Annotated in this window: 17 protein-coding genes; 9 read left to right on the forward strand and 8 right to left on the reverse strand. The window is 65.1% G+C overall.

Annotated features, from left to right (window positions below; translation table 11 throughout):
* Window positions 1-76: 76 nt before the first annotated feature.
* The 3 genes from cds1 to ponA2 form a co-directional block, all read right to left on the reverse strand.
* A complete protein-coding gene (gene cds1 / locus HBA99_RS02005) occupies window positions 77-1147 on the reverse strand; it encodes an L-cysteine desulfhydrase Cds1 (protein WP_070923342.1) in 1071 nt (356 codons plus the stop codon).
* Window position 1148: 1 nt separating this feature from the next.
* A complete protein-coding gene (locus tag HBA99_RS02010; protein WP_030095911.1) occupies window positions 1149-2111 on the reverse strand; it encodes a metallophosphoesterase in 963 nt (320 codons plus the stop codon).
* Between the two features lie 101 nt (window positions 2112-2212).
* Window positions 2213-4633, reverse strand: coding sequence for a transglycosylase/D,D-transpeptidase PonA2 (ponA2, locus tag HBA99_RS02015; RefSeq protein WP_030095910.1), 2421 nt, complete (start codon window positions 4631-4633; stop codon window positions 2213-2215).
* Window positions 4634-4891: 258 nt separating this feature from the next.
* Between ponA2 and HBA99_RS02020 the strand changes: the two genes are divergently transcribed.
* The gene (locus tag HBA99_RS02020) at window positions 4892-5209 is read left to right on the forward strand and encodes a WhiB family transcriptional regulator (protein WP_030095909.1); all 318 of its coding nucleotides are present in this window, start codon (window positions 4892-4894) and stop codon (window positions 5207-5209) included.
* Window positions 5210-5293: 84 nt separating this feature from the next.
* On the opposite strand, the gene bagB is transcribed toward HBA99_RS02020, so the two are convergent.
* Together bagB and bagA are read right to left on the reverse strand one after the other, a co-directional pair.
* Window positions 5294-6415: an ATPase BagB gene (bagB, locus tag HBA99_RS02025; RefSeq protein WP_030095908.1), complete on the reverse strand. Its 1122-nt coding sequence runs from the start codon at window positions 6413-6415 to the stop codon at window positions 5294-5296.
* Entirely contained in the window at window positions 6412-7440 is a 1029-nt protein-coding gene (gene bagA, locus HBA99_RS02030) for an ATPase BagA (protein WP_044104955.1), read from the reverse strand. The genes bagB and bagA overlap by 4 nt, the downstream gene beginning before the upstream one ends.
* 70 nt (window positions 7441-7510) lie before the next feature.
* On the opposite strand from bagA, the gene HBA99_RS02035 reads away from it, so the two are divergent.
* The 4 genes from HBA99_RS02035 to HBA99_RS02050 are packed head-to-tail and all read left to right on the forward strand — an operon-like array spanning window position 7511 to window position 9782.
* On the forward strand, window positions 7511-7672 hold the full coding sequence (locus HBA99_RS02035) for a Sp36 family protein (RefSeq protein WP_044104864.1): 162 nt from the start codon (window positions 7511-7513) through the stop codon (window positions 7670-7672).
* Window positions 7669-8142: a RidA family protein gene (locus HBA99_RS02040; protein WP_030095906.1), complete on the forward strand. Its 474-nt coding sequence runs from the start codon at window positions 7669-7671 to the stop codon at window positions 8140-8142. Before HBA99_RS02035 ends, HBA99_RS02040 begins: the two co-directional genes overlap by 4 nt.
* The gene (locus HBA99_RS02045) at window positions 8142-8930 is read left to right on the forward strand and encodes an MBL fold metallo-hydrolase (protein ID WP_070923343.1); all 789 of its coding nucleotides are present in this window, start codon (window positions 8142-8144) and stop codon (window positions 8928-8930) included. Before HBA99_RS02040 ends, HBA99_RS02045 begins: the two co-directional genes overlap by 1 nt.
* A 6-nt stretch (window positions 8931-8936) precedes the next feature.
* On the forward strand, window positions 8937-9782 hold the full coding sequence (locus HBA99_RS02050; protein ID WP_030095904.1) for a DMT family transporter: 846 nt from the start codon (window positions 8937-8939) through the stop codon (window positions 9780-9782).
* Between the two features lie 12 nt (window positions 9783-9794).
* Here the strand turns inward: HBA99_RS02050 and crp are convergent, their stop codons facing one another.
* Window positions 9795-10469 (reverse strand): cAMP-activated global transcriptional regulator CRP, encoded by a 675-nt coding sequence (gene crp / locus HBA99_RS02055; protein ID WP_030095903.1) that lies wholly within the window; start codon window positions 10467-10469, stop codon window positions 9795-9797.
* 91 nt (window positions 10470-10560) lie between these two features.
* Window positions 10561-10899: a hypothetical protein gene (locus HBA99_RS02060; RefSeq protein ID WP_030095902.1), complete on the reverse strand. Its 339-nt coding sequence runs from the start codon at window positions 10897-10899 to the stop codon at window positions 10561-10563.
* Between the two features lie 172 nt (window positions 10900-11071).
* Here HBA99_RS02060 and nth point away from each other — a divergent pair, with 172 nt between their 5' ends.
* Genes nth through marP form a run of 4 tightly spaced genes read left to right on the forward strand, consistent with a single transcriptional unit; the run spans window position 11072 to window position 14545 of the window.
* Window positions 11072-11863, forward strand: coding sequence for an endonuclease III (gene nth / locus HBA99_RS02065; RefSeq protein ID WP_199340053.1), 792 nt, complete (start codon window positions 11072-11074; stop codon window positions 11861-11863).
* Between the two features lies 1 nt (window position 11864).
* The gene (locus tag HBA99_RS02070; RefSeq protein WP_030095900.1) at window positions 11865-12518 is read left to right on the forward strand and encodes a TlpA family protein disulfide reductase; all 654 of its coding nucleotides are present in this window, start codon (window positions 11865-11867) and stop codon (window positions 12516-12518) included.
* Window positions 12519-12521: 3 nt separating this feature from the next.
* A complete protein-coding gene (locus HBA99_RS02075; protein WP_030095899.1) occupies window positions 12522-13286 on the forward strand; it encodes an NUDIX hydrolase in 765 nt (254 codons plus the stop codon).
* Entirely contained in the window at window positions 13283-14545 is a 1263-nt protein-coding gene (gene marP / locus HBA99_RS02080) for an acid resistance serine protease MarP (protein WP_030095898.1), read from the forward strand. The genes HBA99_RS02075 and marP overlap by 4 nt, the downstream gene beginning before the upstream one ends.
* On the opposite strand, the gene HBA99_RS02085 is transcribed toward marP, so the two are convergent.
* Entirely contained in the window at window positions 14519-15481 is a 963-nt protein-coding gene (locus HBA99_RS02085; protein WP_070951635.1) for an alpha/beta fold hydrolase, read from the reverse strand. The genes marP and HBA99_RS02085 overlap by 27 nt on opposite strands.
* Window positions 15482-15509 lie beyond the last annotated feature (28 nt).

The raw sequence follows: 15509 nt of genomic DNA on the forward strand, positions 1-15509 counted from the left end.
TCGAGGGCTTCGGTCGCGAATGCGTTGACTTGCGTGCACCCGAACCGGATGTGACGTGCCCTTATTGTCCCGAGGCCTAACCCCACCGACCGGTGTTCTCGAACTCGGCCAGACGCTCCGTGGGGGCCGACAGGTCGAAGCCCTGCTCACTGACCCAGGCGTCATCGAAGTAGGTGTCGGCATACCGGTCACCGGTGTCGGCCAACAGTGTCACCACCGACCCGGGGACACCGTCACGCACCATTTCCGAGATCACCCGGAACGCGCCGGACAGGTTGGTTCCCGTTGACGCACCCACCCGACGGCCCAGCACGGCGCTGGCATGCCGCGTGAGCGCCACCGACTCCGCATCGGGTATCTGCTCCATACGGTCCACCACCGTGGGCAGGAATGAAGGCTCGACGCGAGGACGTCCGATGCCCTCGATACGCGATGAAATCCCGGTCACCACATCATGTCCGGCGATGTAGGACGGGTAGAACGCCGAGTTGTCCGGGTCCACCACACACAGTTTCGTGGGGTAGCGGCGATAGCGGATGTACCGTCCGATGGTTGCGCTGGTACCGCCGGTACCGGCCCCGACCACGATCCACGTTGGCAGCGGGTGCTTTTCGTAGTGCATCTGCGTAAAGATCGATTCGGCGATGTTGTTGTTGCCACGCCAGTCGGTCGCACGTTCGGCGTTGGTGAACTGGTCCAGATAGTGTCCACCGGATTCGTCGGCGAGCCGCTGTGCCTCGGCATAGACCTGCTGTGCCTGGTCGACGAAATGGCAACTGCCGCCTTGAGACTCGATCAGGGCGATCTTGCTGGGACTAGTTGAGGCCGTCATCACCGCGATGAAAGGCAGCCCCAGCAGCTGCGCAAAGTAAGCCTCGGACACCGCGGTCGAACCGGACGAGGCCTCCACGACCGTGGTGCCTTCCCGGATGAACCCGTTACACAGCGCGTACAGGAAAAGTGAACGCGCCAAACGATGTTTCAGGCTGCCGGTGATGTGAGTGGACTCGTCCTTGAGATACAGCTGCACGTCCACGGTATCGGCCCAGGCCGCAGGCAGCGGGTACCGCAGCAGATGGGTGTCGGCACTGCGACGGGCGTCCGCCTCGATCAGCCGGACCGCGTTATCGGCCCACGCGCGGCTCACGTCACTGCGCGGTGGCGCTGGGCAGCCGGTCGCCGGATTCGGCGTCGGTCCCTTGGCCGTCGATGCGCGCAGGCACCAGGGTCAGCAGCGTCGCCTCCGGACGGCAGAAGAACCGCATCGGCGCGAATGGCGATGTGCCAATACCCGCCGACACGTGCAGCTGCATGTGCGAACCCCAGCGCGACGGACCCTTCACCCGGGAACGATCCAGTTCGCAGTTGGTGACGATCGCTCCATAGAACGGCAAGCACAGCTGCCCGCCATGGGTGTGACCGGCCATCACCAACTGGTAGCCGTCCTCGGCGAAGCGGTCGAGTACCCGCGGCTCGGGCGAATGGGTCAGCCCCAGCCGCAGTGTGGCCAGCGGATTCGGCATTCCGGCGATGGTGTCGTAGCGGTCCCGGTGCAGATGCGGGTCATCGACTCCGGCGGCCGCGATCCGCACCCCGCCGACCTCCAGCTCGTGCCGAGTGTGGGTCATATCGTGCCAGCCGCGCTCGGTAAACGCCGCGCGCAGATCCTGCCACGGCAGCGGTTCCCCGTGCTTGCGCTCATCGCTCTTGTACAGATATTTGGCCGGGTTCTTCAGCCGCGGGCCGAAGTAGTCGTTGCTTCCGAAGACGAAAAGTCCTGGGACCGAGAGCAAATCCCCCAGGGCCTGCACGACAGAAGACACCGCCTTGGGGTGGGCCAGGTTGTCGCCGGTATTGATCACCAGGTCCGGCTGCCACTGCGCCAGCTCGCGCAACCAGGCCTGCTTGAGGTGCTGGCCGGGACGCATGTGGATATCACTGATGTGCAGCACCCGTAGCGGGGAGGCTCCAGGGTCGAGTACATCCATCGTCGCTTCGCGGACGGTGAACGCGTTGCGTTCGATGATCGACGCGTACCCGATGCCAAGCGCGGCCGAACCTGCCGAATAAGCGGCCGCTCGCTTGATAACCGTGTTGAACGACGTGTTCATCATCCGAGAGTAACTCCGAAAGCTGAGTGACCCTTGATCACCAGCGCAAAACGTGGCGAATTTCTCGTCGTGAACGGCGTGCGCGAAGACGGCCAGCTAGCTCACGGGGGCGGCGCCAGCACCGGCACGGTGATCGGCGGCAGGCCGGGGATGTTGACGACCGTCGTTGTCATCTCGCCCGGTGGGCCGCCCAGGCCCGGAATGACGATAGGCGGCGGCGCCGGCGGGATGCCGTTACTCAGCAGGATGGTGACGGTCGATCCCGGGATGGTCGTTCCAGATGGGCTGGTGCCGACGACCTCGTTGAACGGCGCGGTGCTGTTCACCACACTGGCTTGGTCGGCAACCTTGAATCCGGCCTTCTTGAGAACGTCACGTGCCTCGGATTCGCGCAGTCCGTTGATACTGGGCACCTTGGAGCCCGGACCTCCGTCGACGTACCGCGGTTCGGTGGGCGGCAGGGCCGTAGGGCCGTAGTTCTCGGCGATCGGTTTCATGGCTTCGAACCAGGCCCTGGCGGGCTCATTTCCGCCGTACAGGTTTCCGTCGCCGCACTTGCGCAGCGGGAAGGAACACAGATCGCCGGGGGACGTCGAGTCGTCGAAGATGTAGCTCGCCGCGGCCAAGTTGTTGGTGAATCCCAGGAAGGCCGAAGACCGGTGTGCTTCAGTGGTTCCCGTCTTACTGGACAACGGCAGGTTCCAGCCGACCGAGCCTGCCGAGCCTGCGGCGGTGCCGCCGGGCTGATCGTCCTTACTCAGCGCGTTCGCGAGGGTGTTGGCGAGCCCGGTGGGTACCGCCTGCTCGCAGGCCTCGGTGGTGGTCGGGACCTCTTTGCCGTGGCGGTCGAAGACCTTGTCGATCGGATTGGGTGGGCACCACTTGCCACCAGAGGCCAAAGTGGCTGCCACATTGGATAGTTCGAGGGCGTTCACCTGGATGGGGCCCAGTGTGAACGAGCCCAGGTTGTACTTCTTGATGTAGTCGGCCAGGCTCTCGTCGCCCTCGGGGTCATAGGGCTTGGCGGTGCCCGCCTGCGCGTAGGAACGCATGCCCAACTTGACGGCCATGTCAACCGCCTTTGATACGCCGATCGACTGAATCAACTTGGCGAACGCGGTGTTCGGCGAAGTGGCCAGGGCGTCGGTGACGCTCATCGGGGAACGGTAGTTACCGACGTTCTTGACGCACCAGGTGTCCTTGGGACAGCCCTTGGTGCCGTCGCTGCTGCCGAGCCCCTTGGCCGAGAAGGTGGGCGGCACATCGAGCACAGTGTTGATGCCCATGCCCATATCCATGGCGGCGGCGACCGTGAAGATCTTGAAGATCGATCCGGCGCCGTCGCCGACGAGGGAAAACGGCTGCGGCTGCATCGTCTCGTTGGCTGCGCCATCCAGTCCATAAGTGCGACTGGATGCCATGGCCATGATGGGGTGGCTGGTCTGTCCCGGCTTGATGACGCTCATGACATCGGCGACACCGTTGAGACCCGGATCGGCGACGTGGGAGACCGCCTGCTTCACCGAGTTCTGCACATCGGGATCCAGGGTGGTGCGGATGAGATATCCACCCTTCATCACCTGGTCCTTGCTGATACCCGACTTGGCCAGGTAGTCGAGCACGTAGTCACAGAAGAACGCACGGTCTCCGGCGGCTATGCATCCGCGCGGCAGCTCATTGGGCTGGGGCAGCACACCGAGGGGTTGTGCCCTGGCCGCCACCAGTTCGGCCTTCTTTTCCGGGGCGTTGGCGATCATGGTGTCGAGCACCAGGTTCCGGCGGGCCAGCGCACGTTCGGGGTTGACGTAGGGATTCAGTCCGGAGGTGGACTGCACCATGCCCGCCAGCAGCGCCGCCTGCTGCCAGTTCAGGTCCTTGGCATCGACGCCGAAGTAGGTCTGTGCGGCATCCTGCACCCCGAACGAGTTGTTACCGAAGGACACCAGGTTCAGGTACCGGGTCAGGATCTCCTGCTTGGTAAAGGTGCGGTCTAGCCGCAGCGCCATCCGGATCTCGCGCAGCTTGCGCGCGGGGGTGGTCTCGATGGCGGCCTTGCGTTCGGCGTCGGTTTTGGCCACCACCAGCAGCTGGTAGTTCTTCACGTACTGCTGCTCGATGGTGGAACCACCGCGGGTGTCCTCGTCACCGGAGGCGTATCCGGCCAGGCCGCCGAGCGTGCCCTTCCAGTCGACACCGTTGTGCGAGGTGAACCGCTTGTCCTCGATGGACAGCAGGGCCAGCTTGATGGTGTCGGCGATCTGATCGGCGGGCACCTCGAATCGCCGCTGCGTGTAGAGGTAGGCGATCTTGTTGCCCTTGGCGTCTTCCACGGTGGTGACCGCGGGTACCTCACCCTCGAGCAGCTGGGTGGACCCATTGGCCACCACATCGGAGGCGCGGTTGGACGCCAACCCGAAGCCGCCCGCGAGGGGGAACATCAATCCGGCCAGGATGACCGCCGCGATAAGCCCGCATCCCGCGAGCTTCGCGAGGGTCACCGACTCGGGCGGGCGTTCTGGCATAGGCACAGGGTACGTGGCCTCTCCAGAGGTGTCTGCCGGTAGTTGATCGGTAACGCCGGGCCCCGGCGGGGCGATGAAAAAGACGTTGTCGGCACAACCGTCCCAAAAAATTCGGATCAGGTGTTGCGTTGAAGATCTCTGACCACTAACTTGATCTCACGGTGTGATTCAAGTTACACACCAAGCGGAGTGTGGCCCACGCCTCTTATGGGCCGCTAGTTACAGAAGGGATTGCCAGTGTCAGCTTCACGGCCAGCCATGAGTGCGTTGCATACGGCGGTGTCAATCGATGGTGGAGAAGCGCGCATTGCCTGGGTTTCACAGGCCAGATGCAGACAAGGCGACCCTGACGAGTTGTTCGTCCGCGGGGCAGCGCAGCGCAAGGCAGCAGTGATCTGCCGGCACTGCCCGGTCATGATGGAATGCGGCGCCGACGCGCTGGACAACCGAGTGGAGTTCGGCGTGTGGGGCGGACTGACCGAACGGCAGCGTCGCGCGATGCTCAAGGCTCACCCCGAGGTGGATTCCTGGGCCGACTTCTTCGCCGCGCAGCGCAAGCACAAGAGCGCGGTCTAACTAGTTCTTTCGTCGAGTGTCGACTTCTCGGGTTGTTCTCCTGAACTTCCGCCCGAGAAGTCGACACTCGACGTGTATCTGGGGTTAAGAGGCGACGCCGGTGATCTGATCGGCGATGGCGCGCAGCGCATCCACGTCGGACACGTCGAACGGGAGTGAAGGCACCCCGACGATCGGAACCGTGGGATTGGCGCTCGTAAACCGCGACAGCAGCCGGATCTCCCGCTTGGCGGTGGCCGCGCGCTCGGCATGAACCCGCAGCACCGCCGCCGGCAGGCTGTACTCGCCCGACTCTTCGAGGTTGTCCGCGACATCGACGGCGCGCTCGACGGTCAGGGTCGACAGCGTGGGATGAGTGCGGTTGAGGATGAGGCCGGCCAGCGGCATGCCCTCCTGGGTCAGCCGCTCGACGAAGAAGGTGGCCTCACGCAACGCATCGGGTTCGGCGGCCGACACCACGACGAACTGGGTGCTGCGTCGGCGCAGCAGCTCATAGGTGCGGTCAGCCTTCTCGCGGAATCCTCCGAACGTGGAGTCGAGAGATTGCACGAACATTGAAGCGTCGGAAAGTAATTGCGATCCGAGGACCGTCGACAGCGCTTTCATCGCCAGTCCGACGGCTCCCGTGACGATCCGGCCCAAGCCGCGGCTGGAGCCCAGCAGCATCTTCCAGAGACGTCCATCCATGAAGCTGCCCAACCGCTTTGGTGCGTCCAGGAAGTCCAGTGCGTTACGTGACGGCGGGGTATCCACCACGATCAGATCCCATTTGTCTTCATGGAGAAGCTGTCCGAGCTTCTCCATAGCCATGTACTCCTGTGTGCCCGACATGGAGGTGGCGACGGTCTGATAGAACTTGTTGTCCAGAATCGATTGTGCGCGATCGGATCCCGCGTGCTGGACCACCAACTCGTCGAAGGTGCGACGCATGTCCAGCATCATCGCGTACAGCTCGCCCTTGATGCCCTCGATGTGTACCTGCTGCGGGGTGTTGCCGAGCGCTTCGATGCCCAGCGATTGCGCCAACCGGCGGGCCGGGTCGATGGTCAGCACCACAACGGTGCGGCCGTACTCCGCGGCCCGTAGCGCGACCGAAGCGGCCGTGGTGGTCTTGCCGACACCACCGGCCCCGCAGCAGACCACGACGCGGTTCTTGCGGTCTTCGAGGATGGCTGCCATGTCCAAGACGGCAGGTGTGTTGCTCATCGGACTCCCTGCTCGGCCAGGCTCTCGGCCAATTCGTAGAGGCTGCCCAGGTCGACGCCGTCGGCCAGGGAGGGCAATTCCAGTCGCGGTATCTGCAACTCGCCGAGCAGTTCCTCGCTCTCGGCCCGTGCCCGCATCCGGGTCGCGTGCTCGATGGTCTCGGTGAGCAGACCGGCGAAGTCAGCGTCGGAGATGGTTACGTTGTTATCGGCCAACGCTTTACGAACCGCGTCGGCGTCAATGACACCTTCGGCGGCCTTGTCCAGATCTGCCGGCGACAGATGCGGCACCACGGTTCGGTTGACGATGACACTGCCGATCGGTAGGCCCATCCCGCTCAGTTCGGCAATGGCCTCGGCGGTCTCCTGCATGGGCAGAGCCTCAAGCAGAGTCACCAGGTGGATGGCCGTCTGATCCGAGTGCAGCAGCTTGCGCACCCCCTCGGACTGCGAGTGAATGGGTCCGCCCTTGGCGATATCGGACAGCGCCGACGTCACATCGAGGAAGCGGGCGATCCGGCCGGTGGGCGGGGCGTCGACCACGACGGCGTCGTACACATGCCGTCCGGACTTGTCGACGCGGACGATGCATTCCTTGATCTTTCCGGTGAGGATGACATCGCGCAGACCCGGCGCAATCGTGGTCGCGAACTCGATGGCGCCGATGCGCTTCATCGCACGCCCAGCCAGGCCGAGGTTGTAAAACATCTCGAGGTACTCCATGAACGCCGTCTCGATCTCCACAGCGAGCGCGTTCACCGCTCCGCCGCCCTCGGCGGTGGCGATCTTGAGTTCCTTGGGCGCCAGCGGAGGTACGTCGAAAAGCTGGGCGATGCCCTGCCGGTTTTCGACCTCGACCAGCAGCACCTTGCGGCCGCCCGCGGCGAGCGCCAGGGCCAGGGCCGCGGCGATGGTGGACTTTCCAGTCCCGCCCTTGCCGGTCACAAAGTGCAGTCGCGCATTCGCGACTCGCGCGGGCCAGGCGTTGGCTGAGGTCCCTGCGTCGTCGTCAGGGGAAGTGTTCACCACGCACGCATGCTAACTGTCCACGATCGAGTCGATGTCAGAACGTCTGTGCTTGTCTAGGGTTGCGTGTATGACCGAACGCACCGTATGGGAGTACGCCACCGTCCCGCTGTTGACACACGCCACCAAACAGATCCTGGACCAGTGGGGAAGCGATGGCTGGGAGCTGGTGAGTGTGCTGCCGGGGCCCACTGGTGAACAGCATGTCGCCTACCTGAAGAGGTCGAAGTGAGCACGCATAGCGCCCGGCTGGCCGAGCTGGGAATCGAGCTGCCCGCCGTCGCCGCGCCCCTGGCGGCGTACCAGCCCGCGGTGCGCAGCGGCAACCACGTCTACACCTCCGGACAGCTGCCCATCGTGGACGGCAGTCTGGTCACCGCCGGAAAGGTCGGCGCCGAGGTGTCCCCGGAGGACGCCAAGGCCCTGGCCCGCATCTCTGCTCTCAACGCCGTCGCCGCAGTGGACGCACTTGTCGGGATCGACAACGTCGTGAAGGTGGTCAAGGTCGTCGGATTCGTCGCATCGGCATCGGGTTTCACCGGTCAGCCCGGCGTGGTGAACGGGGCATCGGAGCTGCTGGGTGAGGTGTTCGGAGACGCAGGTGTGCACGCGCGCTCGGCTGTGGGGGTCGCGGAGCTGCCGATCAACGCCCCGGTGGAGGTGGAGATCATCGTGGAGGTCACAGCGGAAGCATCCGCCTGATGACCCATCCCGCCTACGGGCAGCTGCGTCCGGTCACCGAAACCGCTTCGGTGCTGCTGGCCAACAACCCGGGGATGATGACGCTGGAAGGCACCAACACCTGGGTGCTGCGCGCCCCGAGCAGCGATGAGATCGTCATCGTCGACCCTGGCCCGGGTGTCGCCACCGGTGACCCCGACGTACACGTCGAGGAGCTGGCGAAAATCGGCAAGGTGGCACTGATTCTGGTGAGCCATCGGCACTTCGATCACACCGGCGGCGTCGACAGGCTGGTCGAACTGACCGGTGCGCCGGTGCGCGCGGCGGACCCGGCCTGGCTGCGCGGCGCTTCGGTGGCCCTGACCGACGGCGAGCACATCGACGTCGCGGGCTTGTCCATCTCGGTGCTCGCAACACCCGGGCATAGCGACGACTCGGTGTCCTTCGTTCTTGACGACGCGGTGCTGACGGCCGACACCATCCTCGGGCGGGGTACAACCGTCATCGCGCAGGACGGCGGAGGCCTCGGTGACTACCTGGAGTCGCTGAAACGTCTTGAGGGCCTGGGCAAGCGCACCGTGCTGCCCGGCCACGGTCCGGAGTTGGGTGACTTGTCGGCGATATCGGCCGAGTATCTGGCACACCGCGAGCAGCGCCTCGACCAGGTGCGCGGGGCGCTAGCCGCACTCGGTGAGGATGCCTCGGCTCGGCAGGTCGTCGAATTCGTCTATACGGATGTGGACCCGTCGCTGTGGGGCGCCGCGGAATGGTCGGTGCAGGCGCAGCTGGACTACCTGCGCGCCGTCTAGCCAGCGGTGAACACCATCCCATTGGCCCTCACGGGCTCGCTCAGCTGGGGCATCAGCGACTTCATCGGCGGGCACGCGAGCAAGCGACGTTCCACTCTCGCGGTACTGGCACTGAGCCGGCCCGTCGGCCTTGCCGTGGTGAGCCTGGTTGCGCTGGTCACGTCCTCATCGCATTTCGACGGCCGCACGCTGCTGGGAATGCTTTCCGGCCCAGCGGCTTTCACGGCGCTTTACGCGTTGTATCGCGCACTTGCCATCGGACCGATGGGCGTCGTCTCGCCCATCGCGGCGGTGGGTGCGGTGGTGCCAGTCCTCTGGGGCGCCATGATCGGGCAGTCGCTGTCGGGATTGACCTATCTGGGGCTGGCGGGCACCCTTGTGGGCGTCATGCTGGCCTCCGCTTCACAGGGGCTGGACGGGCAACGCCCGGGCAGACAGGTGCTCATCTGGTCGTTCTTCTGCATGGTGATGTTCGGTGTCTGCATGATCCTGCTGGCCGAGGCCGGCAGGTACCACCCGGTTGAGGCGGTCGTGGTTTCCCGCGCGACCGAGGTAACGCTGATCGCGGTGCTCGGGGCATTCAGCTGGAAGAACCTGCGGGCCAATCTGCGCCCGCCGTTCGGGGCGGTGCCCTTCGCCGGTGTGCTCGACACCTCCGCGATTCTGTTGTTCACGTACGCCTCAGCGCACGGAAGCCTCGGCATCGCGGCGGTGCTGTCCTCGCTGTACCCGGTGGTGACGGTGCTCATCGCCCGCGTGGTGCTTCATGAGCGGCTCAGCCGGATTCAACAAGCCGGCGCGGTGCTCACGCTGGTGTGCGTCGCGGTGGTGGCGTTGAGCGCGTCACGCTGACGCGCGCAGAAACTAGCGCGCGCGGCGAGCCAGCCGCTCCGAGTCGGAGATCAAGACGCTCTTGCCCTCCAGCCGGATCCAGCCGCGGTGCGCGAAGTCGGCCAGCGCCTTGTTCACGGTCTCGCGGGATGCACCCACCAGCTGAGCGATCTCTTCCTGTGTCAGGTCGTGCGTCACGCGCAGCGCGCCGCCCTCCTGGGTACCGAACCGCTGGGCCAGCTGCAGCAGCTGCTTGGCCACGCGACCGGGCACATCCGTGAAGATCAAATCGGCCAGATTGTTGTTGGTGCGGCGCAGGCGGCGAGCCAGCACGCGCAGTAGCTGCTCGGCGATCTCCGGACGGTCGGCGATCCAGGCGCGCAACGCGTCCCGGTCCATCGACACAGCGCGCACCTCGGTGATGGTGGTGGCGCTTGACGTCCGGGGTCCGGGGTCGAAGATCGACAGCTCACCGAACATGTCCGACGGACCCATGATCGTCAGCAGGTTCTCACGGCCGTCGGGTGACCGGCGTCCGATCTTCACCTTGCCGGTGATGATGATGTACAGACGGTCGCCAGGCTCGCCCTCGGCGAACACCGTGTGCCCGCGCGGAAAGTCAACCGGCTGCAGCTGCTTGGTCAGCGCCGAGATGGCACTCGGTTCGACACCCTGGAAGATTCCGGCCCTGGCCAGGATCTCGTCCACGTTTGCCCCTTACCCAAATTCGTTAGTCATGCTTGCGCTGGCCTACTCGACATGAGTCTAGAGGCCAAGTCGCTAAAGAACGTGATCCAAGCTACACCGCTGCGCCACCGGCACGCAGTGAATCCACCACCGAATGCCGCGAGCGCATCGAGGACACACCCTCTTCACGCAGGCGATTCATCGTTGAACCGTTGATTCGTGGCTGGTTGTAGCCGTTTGTGGTGGCCTCATACACCGCCTCCAAGGACGGCTCGATGCGCTGCAATTGCCGCCGGTGCAAGTCCTCGATTGCTGACGGCATGCCGTCGCGCGCGAGGCGATTCATATCCGAAGGACTGGCTTGGTCCAGGAAATCGGCGACCTCGCTCGGCTGCAAGGTATGCCGCATCAACCCGGCTTCCAGCTTCCCGAGCCCAAGGCTGGCAAGCATGAGAAGTCCGGGTACCAACAAACCGAATAGGCCCGACACGGGCTGAAGTAAACACGCCCAAGATCTCGACGAGGTCACGAAAAACAACCGGTTTGTCCTGCGCAGGGGTGTAATCGGTGGGCACGCTCGCCCCTCCCGTGTCCTCAGCTCCCGCTACCCTGGGCTTGTGTCACTGACCGGATCGGCCTCTAAGCCCAGAGCGAAATCGACGGTAAAGACGCCAGCTCCGGCCCGAACCTGGAAGCCCGAGACGCACACGGGATTGGTCCGTCGGGCGCGGCGAATGAATCGCACTCTGGCGCAAGCATTTCCACACGTCTACTGCGAGCTCGACTTCACCAACCCGCTGGAATTGGCGGTCGCGACCATTTTGTCGGCGCAATGCACCGACGTCCGGGTCAACATGGTGACGCCCGCGTTGTTCGCCAAGTACCGCACCGCGGAGGACTACGCGGGAGCCAACCGGACCGAACTCGAAGAGATGATCCGCAGCACCGGCTTCTACCGGAACAAGGCGAACTCGATCATCGGGCTGGGCACCCAGCTGGTGGAGCGATACGGCGGTGAGGTGCCGCCGCGGCTGAAGGATCTGGTCACCCTCCCCGGTATCGGTCGCAAGACGGCGAATGTTGTCCTGGGCAACGCCTTTGACATCCCGGGCATCACCGTCGACACGCATTTCGGGCGACTGGTGCGACGCTGGCGCTGGACCGAGGAAGAAGATCCGGTCAAGGTCGAGCACATCGTCGGAGAGCTGATTGAACGCAAGGAATGGACCCTGCTCAGCCACCGGGTGATCTTCCACGGTCGGCGCGTATGTCATGCCCGCAAGCCCGCATGCGGTGTCTGTGTACTGGCCAAGGACTGCCCGTCGTACGGACTGGGCCCCACAGATCCCGAGCTGGCCGCGCCGCTGGTGAAGGGGCCGGAAACCGAGCACCTGCTGGCCTTGGCCGGGTTGTGACGTGTCTCGGCTCAGCACCGGGGCGCGGTGGACGATCGTGGGGATGGTGCTGGTCGCGGCGCTGATCGCCGTCATGTTGTCGCAGCAACACGATCAGCGGCGGCACGCGCCGCAAGGGCAGGATCCTGTCGCCGCCCGCGAACGCCGGGACGCCGACACCCCGGAAGCTCTCGCGGAACTGTTCAGCCAGGCGCAACTGCCGCCATGCCCCAACGCCGGCAGTGCGCCGGGGATGCGCGAACTGGCCGGGATAACGCTGGAATGCAGCGGGTCCAGGGTTCCGGTCGGTCCCGTCCTCGCCGGGCGGCAGGTGGTGCTGAACCTGTGGGCCTACTGGTGCGGTCCCTGTGCCGATGAGCTGCCGGCGATGGCCGAGCTGCAGCGCCGCGCGGGCAACAAGCTCACCGTCGTCACGGTGCATCAAGACGAGAACGAGGCGGCCGGGCTGGCCAAGCTCGCCGAGCTACACGTCAGGCTGCCGATGATCCAGGACGGGGCCCGGCGTATCGCCGCCGCGCTGAAGTCACCGAATGTCATGCCCACGACCATTTTGATTCGAGCGGACGGTAGCGTTGCCCGAGTGCTACCGCGTTCGTTCACTTCGGCGGATGAGATCGGTGCCGAGGTGGAACAAGCGTTGGGAGTGAGGTTCTAGGTCGTGACTGCCGATGAGCCGCTTACGCGAAGAGGATTGGCGACCGCGCCACTGACGCCCGGTGCCGCTCCAGACTGGATGCGACCGCTGGTGGACAACGCCGCGGGTGTCAAGGACATCTACGGCCGTGGCGTGCACCCCGCGATCAAGGCGGTACTGCGGGCGCGCAAGCTGCCCTCTTCCGGGCGCCCGGCGGCGGTGCTGGTGCTGGTGTCCGCCGACCAGGCGGTGACCGACCCCACCGAGGCGGATTTGTTGCTGACGGTGCGCGCATCGACCTTGCGTCAGCACAGCGGTCAGGTGTCCTTCCCTGGCGGTGCTACCGATCCCGGTGACGCAGGGCCGGTGGGAACCGCATTGCGTGAGGCGCAGGAGGAGACGGGGCTGGACCCGGTTCGCGTGCAGCCGCTGACGGTCATGGAGCCGCTGTTCATCCCGCCATCCGGCTTCCACGTCTCTCCGGTGCTTGCCTACTCGCCCGACCCGGGACAGGTTCTTGCCGTCGATCCGGGCGAGACCGCCGGGGTGTCACGGGTGAAGATCGGTGACCTGGTGGACCCGGCGAATCGAATCATGGTGACTAAGAAGACATTTGGTATTCGTTACAGTGGCCCGGCCTTCTTGTTGCCGGGGATGCTGGTGTGGGGCTTCACCGGGCAGATCATCTCGGCGATGTTGGAGGTGTCCGGCTGGGCACAGCCATGGGACACTCGTAACCTTCGTGATCTTGATGAGCTGCTGGCCGAGCACCTGGGAGGGTCGGTATGAATCTGAATCCATCACAGTGGCTCGATATCGGCGTCATCGCCGTCGCGTTCATTGCCGCGGTGTCCGGATGGCGTTCCGGCGCACTGGGTTCCTTGATGTCATTCGTCGGGGTGATCCTGGGCGCGGTAGCCGGCGTGATGCTGGCCCCGCATGTGGTGGGCAACCTGGACGGGGCACGTACCCGGTTGTTCGCCTCGCTGCTGCTGATCCTGGTGTTGGTGGTCATCGGCGAGGTGGCGGGTGTGGTGCTGGGCCGGGCCATGCGTGGTGCCATCAAGAATCGGGCGCTGCGCGCCGGCGATTCGGTGGTGGGAGTGGTGCTGCAGGTGGCCGCCGTGCTGGTGGCCGCATGGCTGCTGTCGATTCCGATGCAGAGCTCCAATCAGCCGAATATCTCTGCGGCAGCTCGTGAATCGAGGGTTCTCAGCCAGGTCGACAAGTACGCCCCGGACCAACTCCGCAAGGTACCCAACGACCTGTCGAAGCTGCTGGACACCTCGGGTGTGACCGGTGTGTTGCAGCCGTTCGGTAAGACCCCCATCGCGGCCGTCGACGCCCCGGATTCAACGTTGGTGGACGGTCCGGTGGTGCGGGGCGCCGAGCCGAGCGTTGTGAAGATCAAAGGCATTGCCCGCAGCTGCCAGAAGTCGCTTGAGGGAACCGGATTCGTCATCGCCCCGCACCGGGTGATGTCGAATGCGCACGTGGTGGCCGGCACGAACAGCGTCACCGTCGAGTCGGCCGGGCAGACGTTCGATGCCACCGTGGTGGCCTACGACCCCAATGCCGATATCTCGATCCTCGCGGTTCCGGATATGCCGGCCACGCCGCTGGTCTTCGCGCCCAAACCGGCCAAGACCGGGGACGACGCCATCGTGCTGGGCTACCCGGGTGGCGGGAACTACAAGGCGACACCGGCGCGGGTCCGGGAGATCATCGAGCTGAACGGCCCGGACATCTACCGGTCCACCACGGTCACACGCGAGGTGTACACCGTCAGGGGCTCGGTGCTACAGGGCAATTCGGGTGGTCCGTTGATCGACACGGAGGGGCGTGTGCTCGGTGTGGTCTTCGGGGCGGCGATCGATGATGACGACACCGGCTTCGCGCTGACCGCCAAGCAGGTCAAAGATCAGCTCGCCAAGGCCGAGCTCTCCGAGCCCGTCGCCACCGGCAGTTGCATCTCCGCGCCGGAGGCCAACAAGTCACCGCAGCCCGTCAGCGGACCGCAGTCACCGGCGCCCAATAAAGCTCCCTAGGTGCTCGTTGACGGTGCCGGGGTCTTCCTCGTGGCCGTAATGTCCTACCCCGCGCAGCTCGACGAATTGGCCGTGGGGCGCGAAGGACAGTGATCGGTGCACCGGGTCGGCGAGCACATACGGATCGCTGTCGCCGCGCATGTGAAGTACCGGGACGGATAGTTCACGGTTCATTGACCTCATGAAACGCCAACCCTCGCTGCGCAACTGGCTACGCACCGCCCAGCGCTGATACTCCAGCGCGCAATGGGCCACCCCGGGGATGGCGATCGCGGTGCGCAGCTGCTGGATGGTCTCGGCGAAATCGTCGGTGGTGGTCCAATGCTCGCCCGCCCGCAAGCGCACCAGACGTTCCAGCTCGGCACCTCGATGACGTGTCAGGGTGCGCTCGGGAAGGATGGGCAGCTGGTAGCGCATCAGGGACGGCAATAGCGCGCCTCCCTGCCCGGTTCTGCGGAATGTGGCGGTGCGCAGGGCGATCGGGTGCGGCGAGCTCACCACCGCGATGGCATCGACGAGGCGTGGATGCAGGTTCGCGGTGGCCCAGCAGACCAGTCCGCCCTCGGCATGCCCGACCAGCGTGGCCGACGTGTGCCCCAGGGCACGGATCAGCCCGGCGGTATCCCCGGCCAGCGTCCATCCGTCGTACCCGCGTGGCGGTTTGTCGCTGCCCCCGTAGCCGCGGAGATCGACCGCCACCACGCGGGCATCTGTCAGCTCGCGAAGCTGATGCCGCCACGACCACCAGAAGGACCCGAACCCATGCAGCAGCAATACGAGTGGCCTGCTGGTGACGGCCACGGTTGGTGTGTGAGGAGCATCGGCTTCCACCACATGGAACCGAATGCCGTTGGCGTGTACGTCAAAATGGCGCCACGGGCCGACGATGCGGACCACGGATGGGTCGGGGTGACGTGCCGTCTGGTCGAACAGCATGGATGCGTCGGTGTCGAGCCGACTTCAG

This window comes from Mycobacteroides chelonae, assembly GCF_016767715.1.
In the GTDB taxonomy this organism is placed as follows: Bacteria; Actinomycetota; Actinomycetes; order Mycobacteriales; family Mycobacteriaceae; genus Mycobacterium; species Mycobacterium gwanakae.